18 protein-coding genes and 2 pseudogenes are annotated in these 20,247 nt (G+C 63.1%); 10 read left to right on the top strand and 10 right to left on the bottom strand.

Annotated features, from left to right (window positions below):
- The first annotated feature begins 10 nt into the window (after nucleotides 1-10).
- A complete protein-coding gene (argB, locus tag PSTAB_RS02515; protein WP_011911704.1) occupies nucleotides 11-913 on the top strand; it encodes an acetylglutamate kinase in 903 nt (300 codons plus the stop codon).
- Nucleotides 914-969: 56 nt separating this feature from the next.
- Here the strand turns inward: argB and PSTAB_RS02510 are convergent, their stop codons facing one another.
- From PSTAB_RS02510 to pyrE, 3 genes are all read right to left on the bottom strand, one after another.
- Nucleotides 970-2,445, bottom strand: coding sequence for a DUF3360 family protein (locus tag PSTAB_RS02510; RefSeq protein WP_011911703.1), 1,476 nt, complete (start codon nucleotides 2,443-2,445; stop codon nucleotides 970-972).
- Nucleotides 2,446-2,649: 204 nt separating this feature from the next.
- Nucleotides 2,650-3,216, bottom strand: a complete 567-nt coding sequence (locus PSTAB_RS02505; RefSeq protein WP_041771627.1) for a DUF4124 domain-containing protein — start codon at nucleotides 3,214-3,216, stop codon at nucleotides 2,650-2,652.
- A 46-nt stretch (nucleotides 3,217-3,262) separates the two neighbouring features.
- Nucleotides 3,263-3,904 (bottom strand): orotate phosphoribosyltransferase, encoded by a 642-nt coding sequence (gene pyrE, locus PSTAB_RS02500; RefSeq protein WP_013981594.1) that lies wholly within the window; start codon nucleotides 3,902-3,904, stop codon nucleotides 3,263-3,265.
- An 85-nt stretch (nucleotides 3,905-3,989) separates the two neighbouring features.
- Here pyrE and PSTAB_RS02495 point away from each other — a divergent pair, with 85 nt between their 5' ends.
- Entirely contained in the window at nucleotides 3,990-4,769 is a 780-nt protein-coding gene (locus tag PSTAB_RS02495; protein WP_011911700.1) for an exodeoxyribonuclease III, read from the top strand.
- Between the two features lie 72 nt (nucleotides 4,770-4,841).
- On the opposite strand, the gene PSTAB_RS02490 is transcribed toward PSTAB_RS02495, so the two are convergent.
- From PSTAB_RS02490 to ltrA, 5 genes and pseudogenes are all read right to left on the bottom strand, one after another.
- A complete protein-coding gene (locus tag PSTAB_RS02490; RefSeq protein ID WP_011911699.1) occupies nucleotides 4,842-5,210 on the bottom strand; it encodes a DUF4870 domain-containing protein in 369 nt (122 codons plus the stop codon).
- A gap of 17 nt (nucleotides 5,211-5,227) precedes the next feature.
- The gene (gene rph / locus PSTAB_RS02485; RefSeq protein WP_013981593.1) at nucleotides 5,228-5,950 is read right to left on the bottom strand and encodes a ribonuclease PH; all 723 of its coding nucleotides are present in this window, start codon (nucleotides 5,948-5,950) and stop codon (nucleotides 5,228-5,230) included.
- Between the two features lie 153 nt (nucleotides 5,951-6,103).
- A pseudogene (locus PSTAB_RS02480) lies at nucleotides 6,104-6,577 on the bottom strand (HNH endonuclease); the annotation flags it as partial.
- Between the two features lie 37 nt (nucleotides 6,578-6,614).
- Nucleotides 6,615-7,825, bottom strand: a protein-coding gene (locus tag PSTAB_RS21040) for an IS3 family transposase (RefSeq protein ID WP_418080429.1) whose coding sequence is annotated in 2 segments (ribosomal slippage) — nucleotides 6,615-7,480 and nucleotides 7,480-7,825 — 1,212 coding nt in all. Because the reading frame shifts where the segments join, the coding sequence is not laid out codon by codon here.
- 69 nt (nucleotides 7,826-7,894) lie between these two features.
- Nucleotides 7,895-9,157, bottom strand: a pseudogene (gene ltrA / locus PSTAB_RS02465) (group II intron reverse transcriptase/maturase); the annotation flags it as partial.
- Between the two features lie 1,183 nt (nucleotides 9,158-10,340).
- On the opposite strand from ltrA, the gene PSTAB_RS02460 reads away from it, so the two are divergent.
- The 5 genes from PSTAB_RS02460 to PSTAB_RS02440 all read left to right on the top strand — a co-directional run bounded on the left by PSTAB_RS02460 (nucleotide 10,341) and on the right by PSTAB_RS02440 (nucleotide 14,975).
- Nucleotides 10,341-11,204, top strand: coding sequence for a YicC/YloC family endoribonuclease (locus PSTAB_RS02460; RefSeq protein ID WP_013981589.1), 864 nt, complete (start codon nucleotides 10,341-10,343; stop codon nucleotides 11,202-11,204).
- A 61-nt stretch (nucleotides 11,205-11,265) separates the two neighbouring features.
- On the top strand, nucleotides 11,266-11,886 hold the full coding sequence (gene gmk, locus PSTAB_RS02455; protein ID WP_013981588.1) for a guanylate kinase: 621 nt from the start codon (nucleotides 11,266-11,268) through the stop codon (nucleotides 11,884-11,886).
- Nucleotides 11,887-12,005: 119 nt separating this feature from the next.
- A complete protein-coding gene (gene rpoZ, locus PSTAB_RS02450; RefSeq protein WP_003295433.1) occupies nucleotides 12,006-12,269 on the top strand; it encodes a DNA-directed RNA polymerase subunit omega in 264 nt (87 codons plus the stop codon).
- 60 nt (nucleotides 12,270-12,329) lie between these two features.
- On the top strand, nucleotides 12,330-14,438 hold the full coding sequence (gene spoT, locus PSTAB_RS02445) for a bifunctional GTP diphosphokinase/guanosine-3',5'-bis pyrophosphate 3'-pyrophosphohydrolase (RefSeq protein ID WP_013981587.1): 2,109 nt from the start codon (nucleotides 12,330-12,332) through the stop codon (nucleotides 14,436-14,438).
- Between the two features lie 156 nt (nucleotides 14,439-14,594).
- Nucleotides 14,595-14,975 carry a RidA family protein gene (locus tag PSTAB_RS02440; RefSeq protein ID WP_011911694.1) on the top strand — a complete coding sequence of 127 codons (381 nt, stop codon included), beginning with the start codon at nucleotides 14,595-14,597 and terminating at the stop codon, nucleotides 14,973-14,975.
- Between the two features lie 40 nt (nucleotides 14,976-15,015).
- Here the strand turns inward: PSTAB_RS02440 and PSTAB_RS02435 are convergent, their stop codons facing one another.
- Nucleotides 15,016-15,579: an OmpA family protein gene (locus tag PSTAB_RS02435; protein WP_014595654.1), complete on the bottom strand. Its 564-nt coding sequence runs from the start codon at nucleotides 15,577-15,579 to the stop codon at nucleotides 15,016-15,018.
- 11 nt (nucleotides 15,580-15,590) lie between these two features.
- Entirely contained in the window at nucleotides 15,591-16,049 is a 459-nt protein-coding gene (locus PSTAB_RS02430; RefSeq protein ID WP_013981585.1) for a FecR domain-containing protein, read from the bottom strand.
- Nucleotides 16,050-16,313: 264 nt separating this feature from the next.
- On the opposite strand from PSTAB_RS02430, the gene PSTAB_RS02425 reads away from it, so the two are divergent.
- From PSTAB_RS02425 to PSTAB_RS02415, 3 genes are read left to right on the top strand one after another with little or no spacing between them, the layout of a single operon-like run.
- Nucleotides 16,314-16,766, top strand: coding sequence for a (2Fe-2S)-binding protein (locus PSTAB_RS02425; protein WP_011911691.1), 453 nt, complete (start codon nucleotides 16,314-16,316; stop codon nucleotides 16,764-16,766).
- A gap of 11 nt (nucleotides 16,767-16,777) precedes the next feature.
- A complete protein-coding gene (locus PSTAB_RS02420) occupies nucleotides 16,778-18,976 on the top strand; it encodes a xanthine dehydrogenase family protein molybdopterin-binding subunit (protein ID WP_013981584.1) in 2,199 nt (732 codons plus the stop codon).
- A gap of 11 nt (nucleotides 18,977-18,987) precedes the next feature.
- Entirely contained in the window at nucleotides 18,988-20,217 is a 1,230-nt protein-coding gene (locus PSTAB_RS02415) for a c-type cytochrome (protein WP_013981583.1), read from the top strand.
- The last annotated feature ends 30 nt before the right edge of the window (nucleotides 20,218-20,247 follow it).

Genomic DNA, 20,247 nt, shown 5'->3' with positions numbered 1-20,247 from the left:
GGAGTCCTGCATGACCCTCAGCCGTGAAGCTGCCACCCAATTCGCCAAGGTCCTGTCCGAAGCGCTGCCCTACATCCGCCGATTCGTCGGCAAGACGCTGGTCATCAAGTACGGCGGCAACGCGATGGAGAGCGAGGAGCTGAAGACCGGCTTCGCCCGCGACATCGTGCTGATGAAGGCGGTGGGCATCAACCCGGTGGTGGTGCACGGCGGCGGCCCGCAGATCGGCGATCTGCTCAAGCGCCTGAACATCGAAAGCCACTTCATCGACGGCATGCGGGTCACCGACAGCCAGACCATGGATGTGGTGGAGATGGTCCTCGGCGGCCAGGTCAACAAGAGCATTGTCAGCCTGATCAACCAGCATGGCGGCAGCGCCATTGGCCTGACCGGCAAGGATGCCGGCCTGATCCGCGCCAGGAAGCTCAAGGCGACCCGTCAGACGCCGGAGATGACCAAGCCGGAAATCATCGACATCGGCCATGTAGGCGAGGTTACCGGCGTCAACGCCGAGCTGCTGGAAATGCTGGTGCAGGGCAACTTCATCCCGGTCATCGCGCCGATCGGCGTGGGCGAGAACGGCGAGTCGTACAACATCAACGCCGATCTGGTGGCCGGCAAGGTGGCAGAGGCGTTGAAGGCCGAAAAGCTCATGCTGCTGACCAACATCGCCGGCCTGATGGACAAGCAGGGCAACGTGCTGACCGGGCTGTCCACCGCTCAGGTCGATGCGCTGATTGCCGATGGCACCATCTATGGCGGTATGCTGCCGAAGATCCGCTGTGCACTGGAAGCCGTGCAGGGCGGCGTCAACAGCGCGCATATCATCGACGGCCGCGTGCCCAATGCGGTGTTGCTGGAGATTTTTACTGACGTTGGGGTCGGCACGCTGATCACCAACAGTCAGCGCTGATACCTGTACATGAAAAAGGGGAGCCCAGGCTCCCCTTTTTCGTGTGCGCTAGAACCTCAGAGATCGATGCGGAACGATTCGAGCATCGCCGGAATGCCCGGGAACATGCCGATGCCCAGCATCACCGCGCACAGCACGATGAACACAATCGTCGGAATCACCCAGCGGTGCAGATGGCTCAGCGACTGACCGCGCTCCTTGTCACCGATCAGTCCGAGGTTGTCCAGCAGCACGGTGAGTGACCAACCGAACACCGGATTGACCAGCGCCGAAGAGAAAATCACGATGGCTGCCGACTGCGAGGTCTTGCCCTCGCGGGTCATCTGCATGCCGGCTTCCAGCAGCGGCAGGAACACGCCGACCATCAGCGCCACGCTCAGAACCGGCGGCCAGATGGCCAGGTCCATCGGATAGCCCCAGAGCGCGGCGACCACGCAGAGCAGGCCGGTGAGCAGCGCACCTGCGGGGATCGGACGCTTGGCGATGGCCGCCGGGACCATGAAGGTACCCCAGGACGACGCCAGATTGCCCCCGCCCAGCGAAGTGCCGACGATCTGCCGCGCTGCCGCGACGCACATGGTGTCGTCGATGTTCATCAGCACCTTCTTCGCCTTGGGCGGATAGTTGAGCTGCTGAAACACGCGATGGCCGAGAAAATCCGGTGACCACATGGCCACCGCCAGCACGGCGAAAGGCGCGACCGCGATGAAATGATGCAGGTCCGGCAGGCCGATCTGCCAGCCGGTGTCCTCGCCCCACCAATACATTGGATTGAGATTCGGCACGCCCGGCTCGGTGGTGAACTCGAACGGAGCGCCCATCACGAAGGCGATCAGCGCAGCCAGAGCCGAGCCCAGCGGAATCGCCAGCCAGCGCATGCGGATATGCTCGAGATAGGCATACATGACGATGGTCGCGAAGACCACGACAAAGGCGATATAGCCCATGTCGAAACTGTCCGCCCAGCCGAACAGCTTCTTGATCTGCGAGGTGATGCCGATGAAGCCGAGGTAGAGCAACAGACCGCCGCACACCCCGTCGCTGGTCAGCCGCGCCAGCAAGCTGCCACCCTTGAACACGCCGAGGGTAAAACCGAGCACCCCAACCATGATGCCCAGCGCCATCGGATGACCGCCCGAGGCGACGATCAGTGGAATCAGCGGGATCAGCGGACCATGGGTTCCGGCCAGGTTGGCGGTGGGATTGAGGAAGCCGGAAAACAGCACCACGAACAGCAGCGCGGCAATCAGCATCTCGTAGCGCGCGTTCTCGATCACGAACTCGTTGGACAGCCCCATCGGACCGGCGAACGCTGCGACCACTGCGGCCACCATGACAATCTTGCCGATGGTTGCCGCCATGGCTGGCACCCAGTCTTCGTACTCGAAACGGTAGTCACGAAACGGCAGGTTCACGCCCCAGCGTTTCGGCGCCATGATCTCCAATTCGTGTTCAAGGTATTCAGCGCGAGTCGCGAAATTTCCCTTCGGCTTGTGAAGCTCCTGATAACTGCGTAGGTTCCTATCATTCATGCCAGTCAGCCATACCGAAAATTTTGCGCAACGGTACAGACTGACTCCAAGCAACTCATCACGACCTTGAAACTATTGAGTTAGAGCGGTCTTTTATGATAGTAAGCAAGCTACGCATTCATCCAGAAAAATGGCGAATCGCCATTAATGCGTCGAGATTGCTTTCAGCAGGAAGTTTCGAAGGGGCGCGCCAGGTCGACGCGCTTATGGATTCTGCCCGAGCAGCTCGGCGACTCGCTGCCGATCCTGGGCGAAGCTGACCTCCGCCTCGGCACGCGTCTTCTCGAAACGCGCCAGGTCTCGCAACAGGCTCTGCTCTTCCTTCTCGAGGTTTTCGATCTGCGCCAGCAGATTCTCAGGGACATTGCGCCCCGCCCGCTCGTGGTTCGCCGCCTGCTTGCGCAGACTGCTGTGCTGACTGCGGATGGATTGCAGGTTGCCCTGAGACAAACCGATCACGCTATCGAGCTCGGCCAGTTTGCGCGTTTCAGCTCGCTCGACATCCTCTACGCTGGCATAGAGACGCAGCAGCTGTGCATCCGACGCATCGCGCGCCTTCTTCGCCTGCAGCCGGGCGAACTCTTCGGCGGTCGGCGCCGGCGGCACCTCGCGGACCACGCGTCCCTGCTCGTTGAGCACCTGATAACCGCGGGAGATATGCTGCGGCGGCACGCCGTGGCGATCGAGAACCACCACGCCTCGTTCGTCGACATAGCGATAAAGCTCGGCAGCCGAGGCCATTACCGGACAGATGACCCCCAACAGGAGCATCGTTCGAGTGGCTACCGATCTACGCATGTGCAATACCTACCCTGGGTCAGATTCCGTACTGCTCGCGATAAGCCTGAACCGCGGGCAGGTGCTGTTTCAGCTGAACATCATCGGCGAGATATTCCAGCACTTGCTCCAGGGACACAATACTGATCACCGGCATTCGATAATCACGTTCAACTTCTTGAATCGCCGACAGCTCGCCCTGCCCTCTTTCCTGCCGATTCAGGGCAATCAGCACACCTGCCGCCTCGGCATTCTGTGCCCGAATGATCTGCATGACTTCACGGATGGCGGTGCCGGCGGTGATCACGTCGTCAACGATCAGCACGCGGCCAGTCAGCGGGGCGCCGACCAAGGTGCCGCCCTCGCCGTGATCCTTGGCTTCCTTGCGGTTGAAGCACCACGGCAGGTCACGCTGATGCTGCTCGGCCAGCGCGATGGCCGTGGCTGCGCCTAGCGGGATGCCCTTGTAGGCCGGACCGAAGATCACGTCGAAATCCAGGCCGCTCTCGATCACCGCCGAGGCATAGAACCGCCCGAGCTGTGCCAGCGCGCTGCCGCTGTTGAACAGGCCGGCATTGAAGAAATAGGGACTGGTACGCCCCGACTTGAGGGTGAACTCACCGAAACGCAGAACGCCGCGCTCGATGGCGAAGCGGATGAACTCGCGCTGGTACGCCTGCATGAAGAAATTTCCCGGAAAACCACTGTTTTAGCTAATTGCGAAGAGCTTGGGTTATCATACACGCACGTGTTTTTAGGGGCCATTTATGCGGATCATCAGCGTCAACGTGAATGGCATTCAAGCGGCGGCACAGCGGGGATTGCTCAGCTGGCTGCAAGCGCAGAATGCCGATGTCATCTGCCTGCAGGATACCCGCGCCTCCGCCTTGGAACTCGACGACCCCGCCTACCAACTGGATGGCTACTTCCTCTACGCCTGCGATGCCGAGATTCCGGAGCAGGGAGGCGTGGCGCTCTATTCCAGGCTGCAGCCCAAAGCCGTGATCACCGGTCTGGGCTTCGAGACGGCGGATCGCTACGGGCGTTATCTGCAGGCCGACTTCGACAAGGTCAGTATCGCCAGCCTGCTGGTGCCTTCGGGTCAGGGCGGCGATGCCAACCTGAACCACAAGCTCAAGTTCATGGATGACTTCGCCCACTATCTGGACAAGCAGCGCCGCAAGCGCCGCGAGTACATCTACTGCGGCTCGCTGTACGTCGCCCACCAGAAGCTGGACGTGAAGAACTGGCGCGACTGCCAGCAGGATCCGGGCTTCCTCGCGCCCGAGCGCGCCTGGCTGGATGAGATCTTCGGCAACATGGGCTATATAGACGCGCTGCGCGAGGTCAATCGCGAAGGCGACCTGTTCAGCTGGTGGCCGGATACCGAGCAGGCCGAGATGCTCAACCTCGGCTGGCGCTTCGACTACCAGATCCTGACCTCAGGCCTGCGCCGCTTCGTGCGCAGCGCCCGCCTGCCGCGCCAACCGCGCTTCTCGCAGCACGCTCCGCTGATCGTCGATTACGACTGGACGCTGAGCCTGTAATACGCGATTCGCAACGGCAGCCGGCACGCGATGTGTCGGCCGCCGTTCAGCTGTCAGGGAATCGAAACCGTCCTATCTGACGATCCGCCAGCAGAAGGGGTAGCGATAGGGCTTGCCTTCGTTGGCACGGATGCCGGCGATCACCACCAGCACCAGCGCCACCACGCTCACCAGCACCATCAGCGGAAAGCCGATGAGGATCCAGGCCAGCACGCCACAGATCATCATCGCAAGGCTGAAGGTCAGCTGGAAATTCAGCGCCTCCTTGCCCTGTTGGTCGACGAAGGGGTCCATGTCCTTCTTCAACTGCCAGACGATCAGCGGGCCGAGCACGTTGCCGATCATCGGCGCCAGGAACCAGAAGAACGCCGAGTAGTGGCAGAACATCGCCCACTGACGCGCTTCGCGGCTGGGCAACGGCACGAGATCCTGATCGCTCATTTCGCCTTACCTCTCGCTCAGTCCGCCAGCACCGCGCGCTGCAGTTCGAACAGCTGACGCACACCATCGTGGGCCAGCGCCAGCATGGCGTTGAGCTCGTCGGCATGGAACGGCGCGCCCTCGGCCGTGCCCTGAACCTCGATGAAGCCACCGGCGTCGGTCATCACGACGTTCAGATCGGTTTCGGCAGCCGAGTCTTCCAGATAGTCCAGATCGAGCACCGGCTCGCCCTGATAGATGCCGACCGATACGGCGGCAATCATCTGCTTGACCGGATCGCCGCCCTTCAGACCGCCGCGCTTCTTCAGCACCTTGAGGGCGTCGATCACTGCCACCATGGCGCCGGTGATCGAGGCGGTGCGCGTACCACCGTCTGCCTGGATCACGTCGCAGTCGATGTACAGGGTGTTCTCGCCGAGCTTGCTCATGTCCAGCGCGGCCCGCAGCGAACGGCCGATCAGACGCTGGATTTCCAGGGTACGTCCGCCCTGCTTGCCCCGCGCCGCTTCGCGCTGGTTACGCTCACCCGTGGCGCGCGGCAGCATGCCGTATTCGGCGGTCAGCCAGCCCTGGCCCTGCCCCTTGAGGAAGCGCGGTACGCCTGTCTCGATGCTGGCTGTGCAGATCACCTTGGTATCACCGAACTCCACCAGCACCGAGCCTTCGGCATGCTTGGTGTAGTTGCGGGTGATGCGGATCGAGCGCAGCTGGTCGGCGGCACGGCCACTGGGTCGCTTCATGGGTAGGTCCTGCTAGAGAAGAGTCGGGTAGGGACAGGCCATTACTGGCCCGTCCCCCCCTAAGAACCGTACGTGCGGCTTTCACCGCATACGGCTCAAGTTTACGAAAAGCCAGCCTATGGCTGGCCGGCAACTATGGTGGCGATATTAACATTACCCTCCATATCGCAGAGCTACCTTTTCACGCTGGCTGTGCACCAGCGCATGGCAGTTGGGATGAAGCAGCATACGATTCCTCAGAGTATCCGGCCCGCCGTCCACACGCCTGATGACGTGATGGTCGTGCCAGCCGGTTTCCTTGTTGATCGCATGTCCGCACAGGGCACAAAGCCCCTTCTGCCTGCGGAAGATGCTGAGTATCTGCCCCCGATAACGCAGCGAGTGCTGCATCCGTTTGACCCTCAGCGCTTCCCACTTCAGCTCCTGCATCGCGTCGTAGGGCTGATACTCACCCGGTAGACGCTTGTGACGCACGATTGCGGTTTCCGCCAGCCCGTACAGCCGTCGGAACTGCCTTTCTCCCTTGCCATTCTTGTAGGGATACGCAAACACCCAGTTCTGCCTGCCTATGGATCGGAAGTATTTATTCCTGATCCAGTCAGCCGACTTCTTCGGATGCCTACGCTTTGGACTTGCCCCTATCAAACCGGACACCACAACCCTGTTAAGTTGATGTTACGGCCAACCGCCTGAACTCCCGAGGCGAGCGGTACTTCAGTGCGCTGTGCGGATGCTCTTCGTTGTAATGCTCAAAAGCAATCGCCAGGTTGCGTAGCGCTGTCTGGCGATCCGGCCGTGGCATATGGGCGATGTAATCACGCTTCATCGTCTTCACAAAGCTCTCGGCCATGCCGTTGCTCTGCGGGCTGCACACTGGCGTGGTCAGCGGTATCAAGCCGATTTCGCGAGCAAAGGCGCGCGTCTGTTCGGCGGTGTACGCCGAGCCGTTATCGCTCAGCCACTGAATCTGAGTGACAGGCAGTGCCTGTTCAAAACGTTTCTCGATGGCTTCAAGCATGACGTCACGGACGTCATCACCGCTGTAGCCACTCGGGCTGGCTACCCAGCTGATAGCCTCGCGGTCGCAGCAGTCCAAGGCAAAGGTCACACGCAGCTTGGCGCCATCGTCACAACGAAATTCAAAACCGTCCGAGCACCAACGGGTATTACTCTCGCTCACTGCCACTCGGCCTTCATGACGACGAGCCACACCGGGCTGCTTGCGGCGTTTCTCCAGCAGCAGGTCATGGTCGCGCATGACCCGATAAACCCGTTTCACATTGACCACCGGTTCGGCCTGCCTACGTAGAAGCGCCCAGACCCGGCGGTAGCCATAGCTGGGCAAGTCGGAGATTGAGGCCTTGATCCGCTCCACCAGAGCCGTATCGTCAGGGATACGCCGACGACGGGCTCCTCTGTCTTCTTTGGCCTGCTTGATTCGAGCCGTCAGTTGCGAGCGCGACACACCGAGACTTTCGCTGACCAGCTTCACTGGTCGTCCCCCGGCAACAAGGGTGAGTGCGCAATCCATTTTCGCGAACGGGCGATCTCCACAGCTTCCTTGAGCACCTCCGCTTCCATAGTCTTCTTGCCCAGCATTCGTTGCAGTTCGCGGATTTGCTTCATCGCATCGGCCAGCTCCGAAGCCGGAACTACGGCCTCTCCGGCGCTCACTGCCGACAGGCTGCCATCCTGATAGAGCTTGCGCCAATGAAACAGCTGGTTGGGGTTGATGCCGTGGCGTCGGGCGACCACTGAGACGCTGTGCCCGGGCTCAAGGCTCTCGCGCACCATGGTGAGCTTCTCCTCGACGCTCCAGCGGCGACGCCGCTCCTGGCCGAGTACTTCGATATGTCTGTCTTTGCTGGTAGTCATAAACACGACCGTTTGCCTATCCCTTATGGTAAGGGGGAAACGGTGTCCGGTGTTTCAGGGGGCTCGTTCACGCTTCGCCCACCTCCAGAGTCGCCAGAACACCAAGTGATCAAGCTTGCTGAAGGTCTGTTTTGCCACGACCGGGGAGTGGTATTGCGCCCACCCTCTCAGTACCGGGTTCAGCTGGCCGATCAACGCATCCTGCGTCAGAGCCCCGCTGCCTTTGATGATCTCGCGCACTTTCCGATAGAACGCCGAGACGTTCTTCTTCGAGGGTTTGATCAACAGCTTGGCGTTCCTATACGGCGATTTCGGCACGTACTTCCTGAAATTCCACCCCAGAAAATCGAAGCCTTGATGGATATGCGTGATCTGCGTTTTCTCCCGTGACAGCGCAACCCCTCGTACCGACAGGAATTGCTCTACCCAGGGTTTGACCTCCTCTTCCAACAGCTCTTTCGAGGCTGCTGTCACGACGAAGTCATCCGCATAGCGCACACACTGCACTTTGATCTTCCTGGCCTTCATGGCACCCAGCTTCTGCGCCAGATGGCGCTTCAGCTGAGTCTCCAGACCATTCAGGGTGGCGTTTGCCAGACAGGGCGAGATAATTCCTCCCTGCGGCGTCCCGGCCTCCGTAGCCATGAGTTGTCGCCGGTCGATAACCCCGGCCTTCAACCATTTGCGCAGCACCTTCCTATCCATCGGGACATTCCGGCACAGCCACTCGTGGTTAATGTTGTCGAAGAACCCTTTGATATCACCTTCCAGAATCCAGACCGGCGCCGTTTGCGGCGACAGCAGGTGGAAAAGCTCAACCATTGCGTCAGCAGTCGAACGATCCGGGCGAAATCCATAGGACTTCGGATCGCTGGTGCTTTCCACGACAGGCTCCAACGCTTGGAGATACAGCGCCTGCATGGCCCGATCCAACATCGTCGGGATACCCAGCGGGCGTTTCTCCTGTTTACCGGGCTTCGGTATCCATACCCGCCACAGCGGTCTGGGCCGATAGCCTCGTTGTTTCGACAGACGTCCCACGGCATGGAGCTTGGCCTGAGGCGTTCCCCAGGTTTCTCCATCGACACCCGGCGTCTTACGACCCCGGTTCTCCGTGACTCGTCTTACGGCCAGACAGCGACCATAGAACGAGTGGGTCAGCAGTCGTTGCAGGCGTTTAACCCTGCGCCAGTCGCCTTCCCGAGTTGCCTGCGCAATCTTTAGCTGCGTTTTCCGAACGGTTTGTTGAATTCTGGCCCAATCGAGATCGTGCCAGTTCTTCACCCCGTCGAAGGACGCAGACGCGACCGATGTTGCTGGTTGCGTTTTCATACAGTCCTCCTGATATGCACGACATTCAGGACGGACTACTCCCCTATGGGCAGTAGTCGCCCATAGGGTCGTTTGGTTATCGCTGGAATCAGCGGCTCTTCTTACGCTCGTAAACCAGATGCACGTCAGCCAGGGTTGCCCCTGCCGGTAATATCTCAACCGGTATGCCACCCATTACAGGTAGCCCTTCGCTTTTTGCATCCTCCCATTCCCCACACCCATCAGCGCCCCTTGCGGTTTGCCTGCCTGACCGATGTTGCTGGCCAGGCGAGTGGTCGGGATTGCCACGTTCCCCGAGTCGCATCAATTCCCCGTTTAGGCTTCGTCTTTCCCCCGGCAGTCGTCGTGGTACCGCATCACACTCACCTACTGTGATGACCGACTGCGTTGCCGTTTGGCTGGGGCCGATAATTGCCGTAGGCCCGTCAATGCTTACGGAGGTTCTGGCGACGATTCACATGTGTTAGCCATGCGGGTTGGGTCATTAGCCTCGACACGTCCGTGCAATTCGGACGCGAAGCGTTCTCCGTCACCGGATAACACCCTCTTGCGAGCGAGACATTGTTAATCAGGCTTCACACCTTGGAGTTGGCCCCCAACGCATGCCGATCTAATGAACTGGCGGGTACACGCCAGGCTCGGTACTCCCTGAACAAGCAGAGCTGAGCAATGCGATTCGGAGCTTGACGCTCCGTGCTTGGTTCAACGTCCCCCAACGTCTCACGACGGTGATAAAGGCTCTATGCCCAACGTGAGGGACGAAATCTGCCCAGAGGGCGGAATTCACCCCATGGGTTAGACATTATTTGTAACAATCGAGCCAGGCTGGATTGCTACTTTCTGGTTTCTACACCCCATTGCGGACCCATTTTGGGTGCGAATTGATGCAGATTTATTGCCTCGCTTCGACAAAACGCAGAGCGTCCGAAGCGTAGGATTACCAGGCAAAGCCGGTACATTGACTGCTGTTTTAGGCATCAACCCCTTGATATCAAAGGATTTGGAGCCATGGTGCAGTGAACCAGACCAACCACGACACGTACACACGTGTCGCACATGTGAGCGGCATTATAGAGCCCCTTGGCCGGGAAAGGGTCGCGACAGTCCGGTCGTCTCTGCAGCGATTGCCGGTTTCCTTTACAATCCTCCGCCTTTCGCAGTCCGCATCCGAGAGGTTAACCCGATGGTCCACAGCATGACGGCCTTTGCCCGCAGCGAGCAGGCCGGCGCCCATGGCACCCTCAGTTGGGAAATCCGCTCGGTCAATCATCGCTATCTGGAGCCGCACCTGCGCCTGCCGGAAGCCTTTCGCGACCTCGAAGGCCAGGTGCGCGATGCCCTGCGCAAAGGACTCTCGCGCGGCAAGGTGGAATGCACCCTGCGCTTCGCGGAGGAAGGCCAGCGCGGCAACCTGCAGGTCGACCAGGAGCGCGCCAGCCAGCTGATCGCCGCCGCTGAAAGCGTTGCCGCGCTGATCCGCCAGCCTGCCGCCATCGATCCGCTGCAGGTGCTCGGCTGGCCTGGTGTGCTGGTCGGCGATGCGCTCGATCCGCAAGCGCTCAACCAGAGCGCACTCGAGCTGTTCCACAAGGCGCTGGAGCAGCTCAAGGAAGGTCGCCGCCGCGAGGGCGAGGAGCTGGCCAAGTTACTCGGCGAACGCCTGGACAGCATCCTCGAGGAAGTCGCCACGCTGCGTGAGCAAGTGCCACAGATGCTCGCCACCCAGAGGCAGAAGATTCTCGACCGTTTCAGCGAGGTGCGTGCCGAGCTGGATCCGCAGCGCCTCGAGCAGGAAATGGTTCTGCTGGCGCAGAAGAGCGATGTCGCCGAGGAACTCGATCGCCTGAGCACCCACGTCAGCGAAGTGCGGCGGGTGCTCAAGGCCGGCGGTGCCGCCGGGCGCCGCCTCGACTTCCTCATGCAGGAACTCAACCGCGAGGCCAACACCCTCGGCTCGAAAGCCTTCGACCCGCGCAGCACTCAGGCCGCGGTAAACCTGAAAGTCCTCATCGAGCAGATGCGCGAACAGGTACAGAACCTCGAATAACTGCCAGCAGCCGTTGCGGCTGGTCTATTTTTTGTCCCACAGCGTTTTCCAGGAAGCCGTCATGTCCGCCACCACCGGTACGCTCTATATCGTTTCCGCGCCTTCCGGGGCCGGCAAGACCAGCCTGGTCAAGGCCCTGGTCGATGCACAGCCGCAGGTGCGGGTGTCGGTCTCCCACACCACCCGCGCCATGCGTCCGGGTGAGGTAGACGGGGTCAACTATCACTTCGTCAGCCGCGACGAATTCCTCGCGCGCCTGGAGCGCAACGAGTTTCTCGAACACGCCGAAGTGTTCGGCAACCTTTACGGCACCTCCCAGCGCTGGCTGGAACAGACGCTGGCCGAGGGCTACGACCTGATCCTCGAGATCGACTGGCAGGGCGCGCAGCAGGTGCGCCGGCTGATGCCCCAGGCGCAATCGATCTTCATCCTGCCGCCGACCCAGGAGGCCCTGCGCCAGCGCCTGAACAACCGCGGCCAGGACAGCGACGAGATCATCGAGAAGCGCATGCGCGAAGCGGTCAGCGAGATGAGCCACTACGTCGAGTACGACTACCTGGTGATCAACGACGACTTCGCCCACGCGCTGATCGATCTGCAGTCGATCTTCCGCGCCAATCAGCTCAAGCAGCAGGCCCAGCAGCAGCGCCATGCGCGCCTGCTCAGCGAGTTGCTGGCCTAAGCCGGCACGGCGCTACCGCCTGAGAAACAGCGCTTCCATTACGGCTGGTGATTTTTTAGACTACTCCGTCCGCTCGCCCATCCGGGCATGCTCTACCGTTACTGATCACGAGGAACACCATGGCCCGCGTTACCGTTGAAGACTGCCTGGACAACGTTGATAACCGCTTCGAGCTGGTCATGCTTGCCACCAAGCGCGCACGTCAACTGGCGACCGGCGGCAAGGAGCCGAAAGTGGCCTGGGAAAACGACAAGCCGACCGTTGTCGCGCTGCGCGAGATCGCTTCCGGCCTGGTCGACTACGATGTCATTGCTCAGGACGAAATCGTTGACGATGAACCGCTCTTCACCCAGTACGAGGAAGAGCCGAACGAGGCCATCTGATTAAATGCCAGGTCGAAGTCGAACCGAGAAGATCGAAGTCAGCCGGCAGGGAGTACGACCTTGCCAGCCATAGACGCACTCGCGGATCGCCTGTCGACCTATCTCGGCCCGGACCAGGTCAACCTGGTTCGCCGAGCCTATTTCTATGCCGAGCAGGCCCATGACGGGCAGCGCCGGCGCAGCGGTGAAGCCTACGTCACCCATCCCCTCGCGGTAGCCAATATCCTCGCCGACATGCACATGGACCATCAGAGCCTGATGGCCGCGATGCTGCACGACGTCATCGAGGATACCGGCATTCCCAAGGAAGCTCTGGTCGCCCAGTTCGGCGAAACCGTCGCCGAGCTGGTCGATGGGGTCAGCAAGCTGACCCAGATGAACTTCGAGACCAAGGCCGAGGCCCAGGCCGAGAATTTCCAGAAGATGGCCATGGCCATGGCCCGCGACATCCGCGTGATCCTGGTCAAGCTCGCCGACCGCCTGCACAACATGCGCACCCTGGAGGTGCTGGCCGGCGAGAAACGCCGGCGCATCGCCAAGGAAACCCTGGAAATCTACGCACCGATCGCCAATCGCCTCGGTATGCACACGATGCGCGTGGAGTTCGAGGACCTCGGCTTCAAAGCCATGCACCCGATGCGCTCCGAACGTATCCGCGCCGCGGTGCGCCGCGCTCGCGGCAACCGCAACGAGATCGTCGAGAAGATCGAGCAGTCGCTGATTCACTGCCTCGAGCGCGATGGTCTGGAAGGCGAGGTCCTGGGTCGCGAGAAGCACCTGTACAGCATCTACAAGAAGATGCGCGGCAAGCGCAAGGCGTTCCACGAGATCATGGACGTCTATGCCTTCCGTATCGTGGTGGACAAGGTCGATACCTGCTACCGCGTGCTCGGCGCAGTGCACAGCCTGTACAAGCCGCTTCCAGGGCGATTCAAGGACTACATCGCGATCCCCAAGGCCAACGGTTACCAGTCGCTGCACACCACCCTGTTCGGCATGCACGGCGTGCCCATCGAGATCCAGATCCGCACCCGCGAAATGGAAGAGATGGCCAACAACGGCATCGCTGCGCACTGGCTGTACAAGTCCAACGAGGATGAAGTGCCCAAGGGCACCCACGCCCGCGCACGGCAATGGGTCAAGGGTGTGCTGGAGCTGCAGCAGCGCGCCGGCAACTCGCTGGAATTCATCGAGAGCGTCAAGATCGACCTGTTCCCGGACGAGGTCTACGTCTTCACGCCCAAGGGCCGCATCATGGAACTGCCCAAGGGTTCCACCGCGGTCGACTTCGCCTACGCGGTGCACACCGATGTCGGCAACACCTGCATCGCCTGCCGCGTCAACCGTCGCCTGGCGCCGCTGTCGCAACCGCTGGAAAGCGGCTCGACGGTGGAGATCGTCACCGCACCGGGGGCTCGGCCGAACCCGGCGTGGCTGAATTTCGTCGTCACCGGCAAGGCGCGCACACACATTCGCCATGCGCTCAAGCTGCAGCGCCGCTCGGAGTCCATCAATCTCGGCGAGCGGCTGCTGAGCAAGGCCCTCAGCGGTTTCGAGACAAGCCTGGACAAGATCAGCCCCGAGCGCATCCAGCAGGTGCTTGCCGAATACCACATGGAATACGTCGAGGACCTGCTGGAAGACATTGGCCTGGGCAACCGCATGGCCTATGTCATCGCCCGGCGTCTGATTGCCCGGGACGACGAACAGGCACCAGCGCTCGAAGGGCCGCTGGCTATCCGCGGCACCGAAGGGTTGGTACTCAACTACGCCAAGTGCTGCACACCGATCCCCGGCGACCCCATCGTCGGGCACCTGTCGGCCGGCAAGGGCATGGTGGTGCACCTGGAAACCTGCCGGAACATCGCCGACGTCCGCCACAATCCGGACAAGTGCATCCAGCTGTCCTGGTCCAAGGACGTCACCGGCGAGTTCAACGTCGAACTGCGCGTCGAACTGGAGCACCAGCGCGGCCTGATCGCCCTGCTCGCCGGCAGCGTCAATGCCGCCGACGGCAATATCGAGAAGATCGGCATGGACGAGCGCGACGGCCGCATCAGCGTGGTCCAGCTGGTGGTCAGTGTGCATGACCGCGTGCATCTGGCCCGCGTAATCAAGAAGCTGCGCACCATCAAGGGCGTCACCCGCATCACCCGCGTCAAGGCCTGATCGCCTACCCCGCTCACGGCGGCGGTGCTGTCGCCCCGCCGCGCCCCGCGCCCGCCTGCCCTGATACCTGTCCACCCAGACGACTGTCGCGGGTGGCCGCTGCCGGCATCAGCCATTATGCTGGCTGCCCGTTGCCCAATTCCCAGAGGAGTTTCCATGAGCAAGACCGTGATCAACACCGACAAGGCCCCGGCCGCCATCGGCACCTACTCCCAGGCCATCAAGGCCGGCAACACCGTCTACCTGTCCGGGCAGATCCCGCTGGACCCCAAGACCATGGAGCTGGTGGAAGGCTTCGAGGCGCAGGCCGTGCAGGTGTTCGAGAACCTCAAGGCGGTGGCCGAAGCGGCTGGCGGCTCGCTGAAGGACATTGCCAAGCTCAACATTTTCCTCACCGACCTCGGCAACTTCGCCACCGTCAACGAGGTGATGAGTCGTTACTGCCAGCAGCCTTATCCGGCGCGCGCCGCCATTGGCGTTGCTGCGCTGCCGAAAGGCGCGCAGGTCGAGATGGACGCGATCCTGGTCATCGACTGACCCGCTCCAGCCGGCGTGGCCCGCGCCGCGCCGGTGCCCTTCAGCGCACCAGCACCTCGACCCGCCGATTGCGCGGTTCGGCGGTGGCATCCGGCGTCGCCACCAGCAGGTTGCGCTCGCCGTGGGACTCCACCCGCAGCTCCATCGCCTCCAGCCCCCGGGCGCGCAGCAGCTCGGCCATGCGCTGGGCACGGCGCATGCCGACCTGCTCGTTGGCGGCACGGTGGCCCAGGGTGTCGGTATGGCCGATCACGGTGACCACCGGATAATCCCGGCGGCGCGCGGCAAGCAGCACGCTGTCCAGCAGCTGCTCCGCACCGGCATCCAATTCGCCGGAAGGCGCCAGATGGAAGGTGAAACGCTCCGGCAATGCAGGCTGCGCCGAAAGCGCCTTGGCGAAATCGGCCTTGCGCTGCATGTCCGACACCGCAAAGGCCTGCCCGCCAGGAGCAATCGCCATGCCCTGCCCCGGCATGTCCAGCACCCGTTGTTCGTCGCCCAGCACGGCAGCGCCACGCCCGCCCGAATCATCCGCCAGCATCACGTAGGAATGCTGCGCGCAGCCGCCCAGCGCGGCCATTGCCAGCAGCAGCGTGCCGCTCATCAACCGGGCTTTCACGGTTTCACCTTCAGCAGCACCTGCCCGCCACGCACTCCGACCCGGCCCTCCGGGGTCTCGACGGCGATGGCCTGGGGATCGAGCCGAGCCATGTCGCCAGCGATCAGGTTGAGCGTGCCGCGGTTGAGCGTCGCGCGCAGACGCAGCTCATCGCTCGCCGGTGCGAAGCGGTAATCGTCCAGCGTCAGCTCGCTGTCCGGGCCGAACGACAACACGCTGCCGTCGCCCATGATCACCCCCAGCCCACCCTCGGCACCGGTGCTCAGGGCAACGCCCGGGATGATCGCCTGGCCGACCTTGGCCGCATTGGTATGGCCGCGGCTGCTGACGAAGGCCGCACCCTCCACACGGGCCACGTGGCCGACGGGCTCGGGCAAGGTGCTGCCGAAGGCCGGCACCAGCCAGACGGCCGCCAACGTGCAGAACGCGCGCATGTAATGATCCAGACAGGTCATCGAAGCTCTCGAATCGACAGAATTGCACAAGGGAAGGGTCCCGCTCGACTCCAGAGAACTAAGGCAGTCCAAATCGGCAAAAAATCCCGCAGCGTTCCGTTTTCTGCGCTCCACCGCTGGCAGCGCTTCGCAAATGCCATGGCGCCGGCTGCGCGGAGCAGAAAAATTTCGCGATTTTTGCCGCTCCCGTTGTCTCGATCTAACGCGCGCATCCAACCAGACATAAGCGCGCCGTTTCCGAGCCTAACGTGAGGTCCCCGTTCCATGCTGACGCTTTCCATCAACGGCACCGACCTGCAGGTCGACGTGCCCGAAGACATGCCCCTGCTCTGGGTCCTGCGCGACGTGCTAGGGCTCACCGGCAGCAAGTACGGCTGCGGTATCGCCCAGTGCGGCGCCTGCACCGTGCACCTGGACGGCCAGGCGGCGCGCGCCTGCGTCTTGCCGGTCGGCGAGGTGAAGGGCCGCAAGGTGGTGACCATCGAACGCATCGGCAACACGGAGCTCGGCCGCAAGGTGCAACAGGCCTGGCTGGAGGATGAGGTGGTGCAGTGCGGCTACTGCCAGTGCGGGCAGATCATGTCCGCCGTCGCCCTGCTGGAGCAAAACCCGCAGCCCGACGACCGCGCCATCGACCAGGGCATGGCCGGCAACCTCTGCCGCTGCTGCACCTATACCCGCATCCGCAGCGCCATCAAGCGCGTCGCCCAGGCATGAGGAGGCGCGAGATGAGCCAACCCGACACGACCCTGCAGTCCCCTTCGCGCCGCACCTTGCTCAAGGTCGGCAGCCTCGCACTGGGCGGGCTGGTGATTGGTTTTACCCTGCCGTTCGCCGGGCGCAGCTTCGCCGAGCAGGTCCTGAACGAAGGCCCGGAAGACCAGCCGATGTCCAACGCCACGGCGCTGGATGCCTTCATCAGCATCGACCGCGACGGCCAGGTCACCTTCACCGTGCCGAAGATCGAGATGGGCCAGGGCGCGCAGAGCGGCCTGGCGGTGATGGTCGCCGAGGAGCTGGAGATCGGCCTCGAGCAGATCACCCTCAAGGAAGCCCCGCCGAACGAGCAGATCTACAACGACAAGCTGCTGAATTTCCAGGCCACCGGCGGCTCGACCTCGATCCGCAGCAACTGGGAGCCGCTGCGCCAGGCCGGCGCGGCGGCGCGCCTGCTGCTGATTCAGGCCGCGGCCCAGCACTGGCAGCTGGGCGCCGATCAGCTGCGCGCCGAGAACGGCCGCGTACTGGGCCCGGACGGCCAGAGCCTCGGCTATGGCGAGCTGGTCGAGGACGCCGCGAAGTTGCCGGTCCCCGAAGACATTCCGCTCAAGCCGGCCGATCAGTTCAGGCTGATCGGCAAGCCGACCCGGCGCCTGGACACACCGGCCAAGGTCGACGGCACCGCGCGCTTCACCATCGACCTGGTGGTGCCGGGCATGAAGTACGCCTCGATCCGCGCCTGCCCGGTGCTCGGCGGCACCCTGCGCGAGGTCGACGAACGCGCGGCCCGGCAGATCCCGGGGGTGATCGAGGTGGTGCGGCTGGACAATGCCGTGGCGGTCATCGGCGAACACACCTGGGCTGCCTTCGCTGGCGTGCGCGCGCTGGAGATCGACTGGGCGCTGGGCGACAACGCCGGCATCGACTCGGCGCAGATGGAGCGCGAGATCAGAGAGGCGCTGGACAAGCCCGGCGCCATCGCCAACGAGCAGGGCGACATCGATGCAGCACTGAAGGACGCGGCCAGGACCTTCGAAGCCGAATACGAAATGCCCTTCCTCGCCCACGCCGCGCTGGAGCCCATGACCTGCGTCGCCGAGGTGCGCGCAGACGCCGTCGAGCTGTGGGTCGGCACCCAGGTGCCGGTGCGCGCGCAGACGGCCGCCGCCGAGGCCGCCGGGCGCCCGGCCGAGCAGGTGATCGTCAACAACCAGCTCATCGGCGGCGCCTTCGGCCGGCGGCTGGAGGTGGACTTCATCAGCCAGGCGGTGGCGATCGCGGCGCAGGTCGATTATCCGATCAAGCTGACCTGGACCCGCGAGGAAGACACCACCCACGACATGTACCGCCCGCACTACATCGACCGCTTCGCTGCCGCGCTGGATGCCGAAGGTCGCTTGCAGGGCTGGCGCCACACCATCGCTGGCGCCTCGGTGCTGGCCCGTTTCGCGCCCGAGGCGGTGCCGGAGAATGGCCTGGACGGCGATGCGGTGGAAGTCGCCATGCATCCGATCTACGCGATGCCGAACCTGCGGGTGAACTACGTGCCGGTACCACCCCGGGCACTGCACCAGTCCTGGTGGCGCGGCGTCGGCCCGCTGCGCAGTACCTACATGCTGGAAAGCTTCATCGACGAGGTGGCCCGCAGCGCCGAGCAGGACCCGGTCGACTACCGCATGGCCCTGCTCGGCAGCCATCCCCGTGCCCAGGGCGTTCTGCGTCTGGCTGCGGAAAAGGCCGGCTGGGGCGAACCGCTCGAGGCCGGGCACGGTCGCGGCGTGGCCGTGCAGGAGGTCTTTGGCAGCTTTCTCGCCACCGTGGTCGAGCTGCAGGTCAGCGAGGACAAGGGCATCAGGCTCAAGCGACTGGTGGTGGCCATCGACTGCGGGCAGGTGATGAACCCGGTGTCGGTCAAGTCGCAGATCGAGGGCGGCACCCTGTTCGGTCTGTCTGCCGCGCTGTTCAACGAAATCACCGTGCGCGAGGGCCGCGTCGAGCAGACCAACTTCCATGACTACCGGCAGTTGCGCATCAGTGATGCGCCGCCAGTGGAAACCTACATCGTCGAAAGTCGCGAGGCGCCCGGCGGGGTCGGCGAGGCCGGCACGGCGATGATCGCCCCCGCGCTGGTCAACGCCCTGGCGGCGGCCAACGGCACGCGCATCCGCCGCCTGCCGCTGGCGCGCGCCGGCTACTACGTGATCTGAGGAGTCCCAGCATGAACAATGGATTCACAATCGGCAGCCTGCTGGGCGCTGCCCTGGCCCTGTTCGGCACGGCGGCCTTGGCGCAGCAGGCGGACGACGCCCTGCTCGAACGCGGCGAATACCTGACCCGCGCCGCGGACTGCCTGGCCTGCCACGTCACCGAAGGCGGCAAGCCCTACGCCGGCGGCCTGCCGGTGGAAATGCCGTTCGGCACGCTGTACTCGACCAATATCACGCCGGACAAGGAAACCGGCATTGGCAACTGGACCGACGATGAGTTCGTCGAGGCCATGCAGAAGGGCGTCGGCCCGGATGGCCGCCACTACTACCCAGCCTTTCCTTATACCTCCTACACCCTGATGCCGCGCGAGGACATCCTCGCCATCAAGGCCTACCTGTTCAGCCTGGAACCGGTGAACCAGCCGAACCGGGAGAACGACATCGGCTTTCCGTTCAACCAGCGCTGGGGCATCGCCCTGTGGAACCTGCTGTTTCTCGACGACGAACGCTTCGAGCCGGACCCGCAGCAGTCCGCGCAATGGAACCGCGGCGCCTACCTGGTGGAAGGTCCGGGGCACTGCGGTGAATGCCATACGCCACGCAACGTCATGCAGGCGAAGCAGAGCTCCAAGGCGCTCGTTGGCGCGACCATCCAGGGCTGGGCCGCCTGGAACATCACCGGCGACGAGCAGAGCGGCATCGGCGGCTGGCCGGACGACGCCCTGGCGGCTTACCTGGCCACCGGCGTCGCGCCGGGCTACGGCGTGGCGGGCGGGCCGATGGCCGAAGTGGTCAACCACAGCCTGCGCCACCTCACACCCGAGGATATCCAGGCCATGGTCGTCTATCTCAAATCGGTGCCAGCCCAGCCGGCGGACGTGAAACGCCCCGAAGCCCGCTCACTGGCCAATCAGCCGCCCGCCGAAAGCCAGCACCCGCTGGGGCAGAAGCTCTTCGCCGACGCCTGCGCCAGCTGCCACCAGTGGGACGGCAGCGGCCGCCAGAGCGACTACGCCGCGTTGCGCGGCCTGCGCACGCTGAACGACCCGCAGGGCCTGAATCTGGTCAGGGTCATCCTCGATGGCGACGCCCTGCACGGGCCCAGCGGGCATCACCTGATGCCGGCCTTCAACCGGCACTTCAATGATCGGGAAGTGGCGGAGCTGGCCAACTTCATGCTCGAGCATTTCGGTGCGCAGCCCGGAGCGCTGAGCGCAGGGACGATTTCCGAGCGGCGCTGAAGCCCGTCGCGCCGCCCCCGCGGCGCGGGC

Origin of the sequence: Stutzerimonas stutzeri (assembly GCF_000219605.1) — a bacterium.
Lineage (GTDB): Bacteria > Pseudomonadota > Gammaproteobacteria > Pseudomonadales > Pseudomonadaceae > Stutzerimonas > Stutzerimonas stutzeri.
Note: the sequence above shows the minus strand (reverse complement) of the source record. Positions and strands in the feature narration are given on the sequence as shown.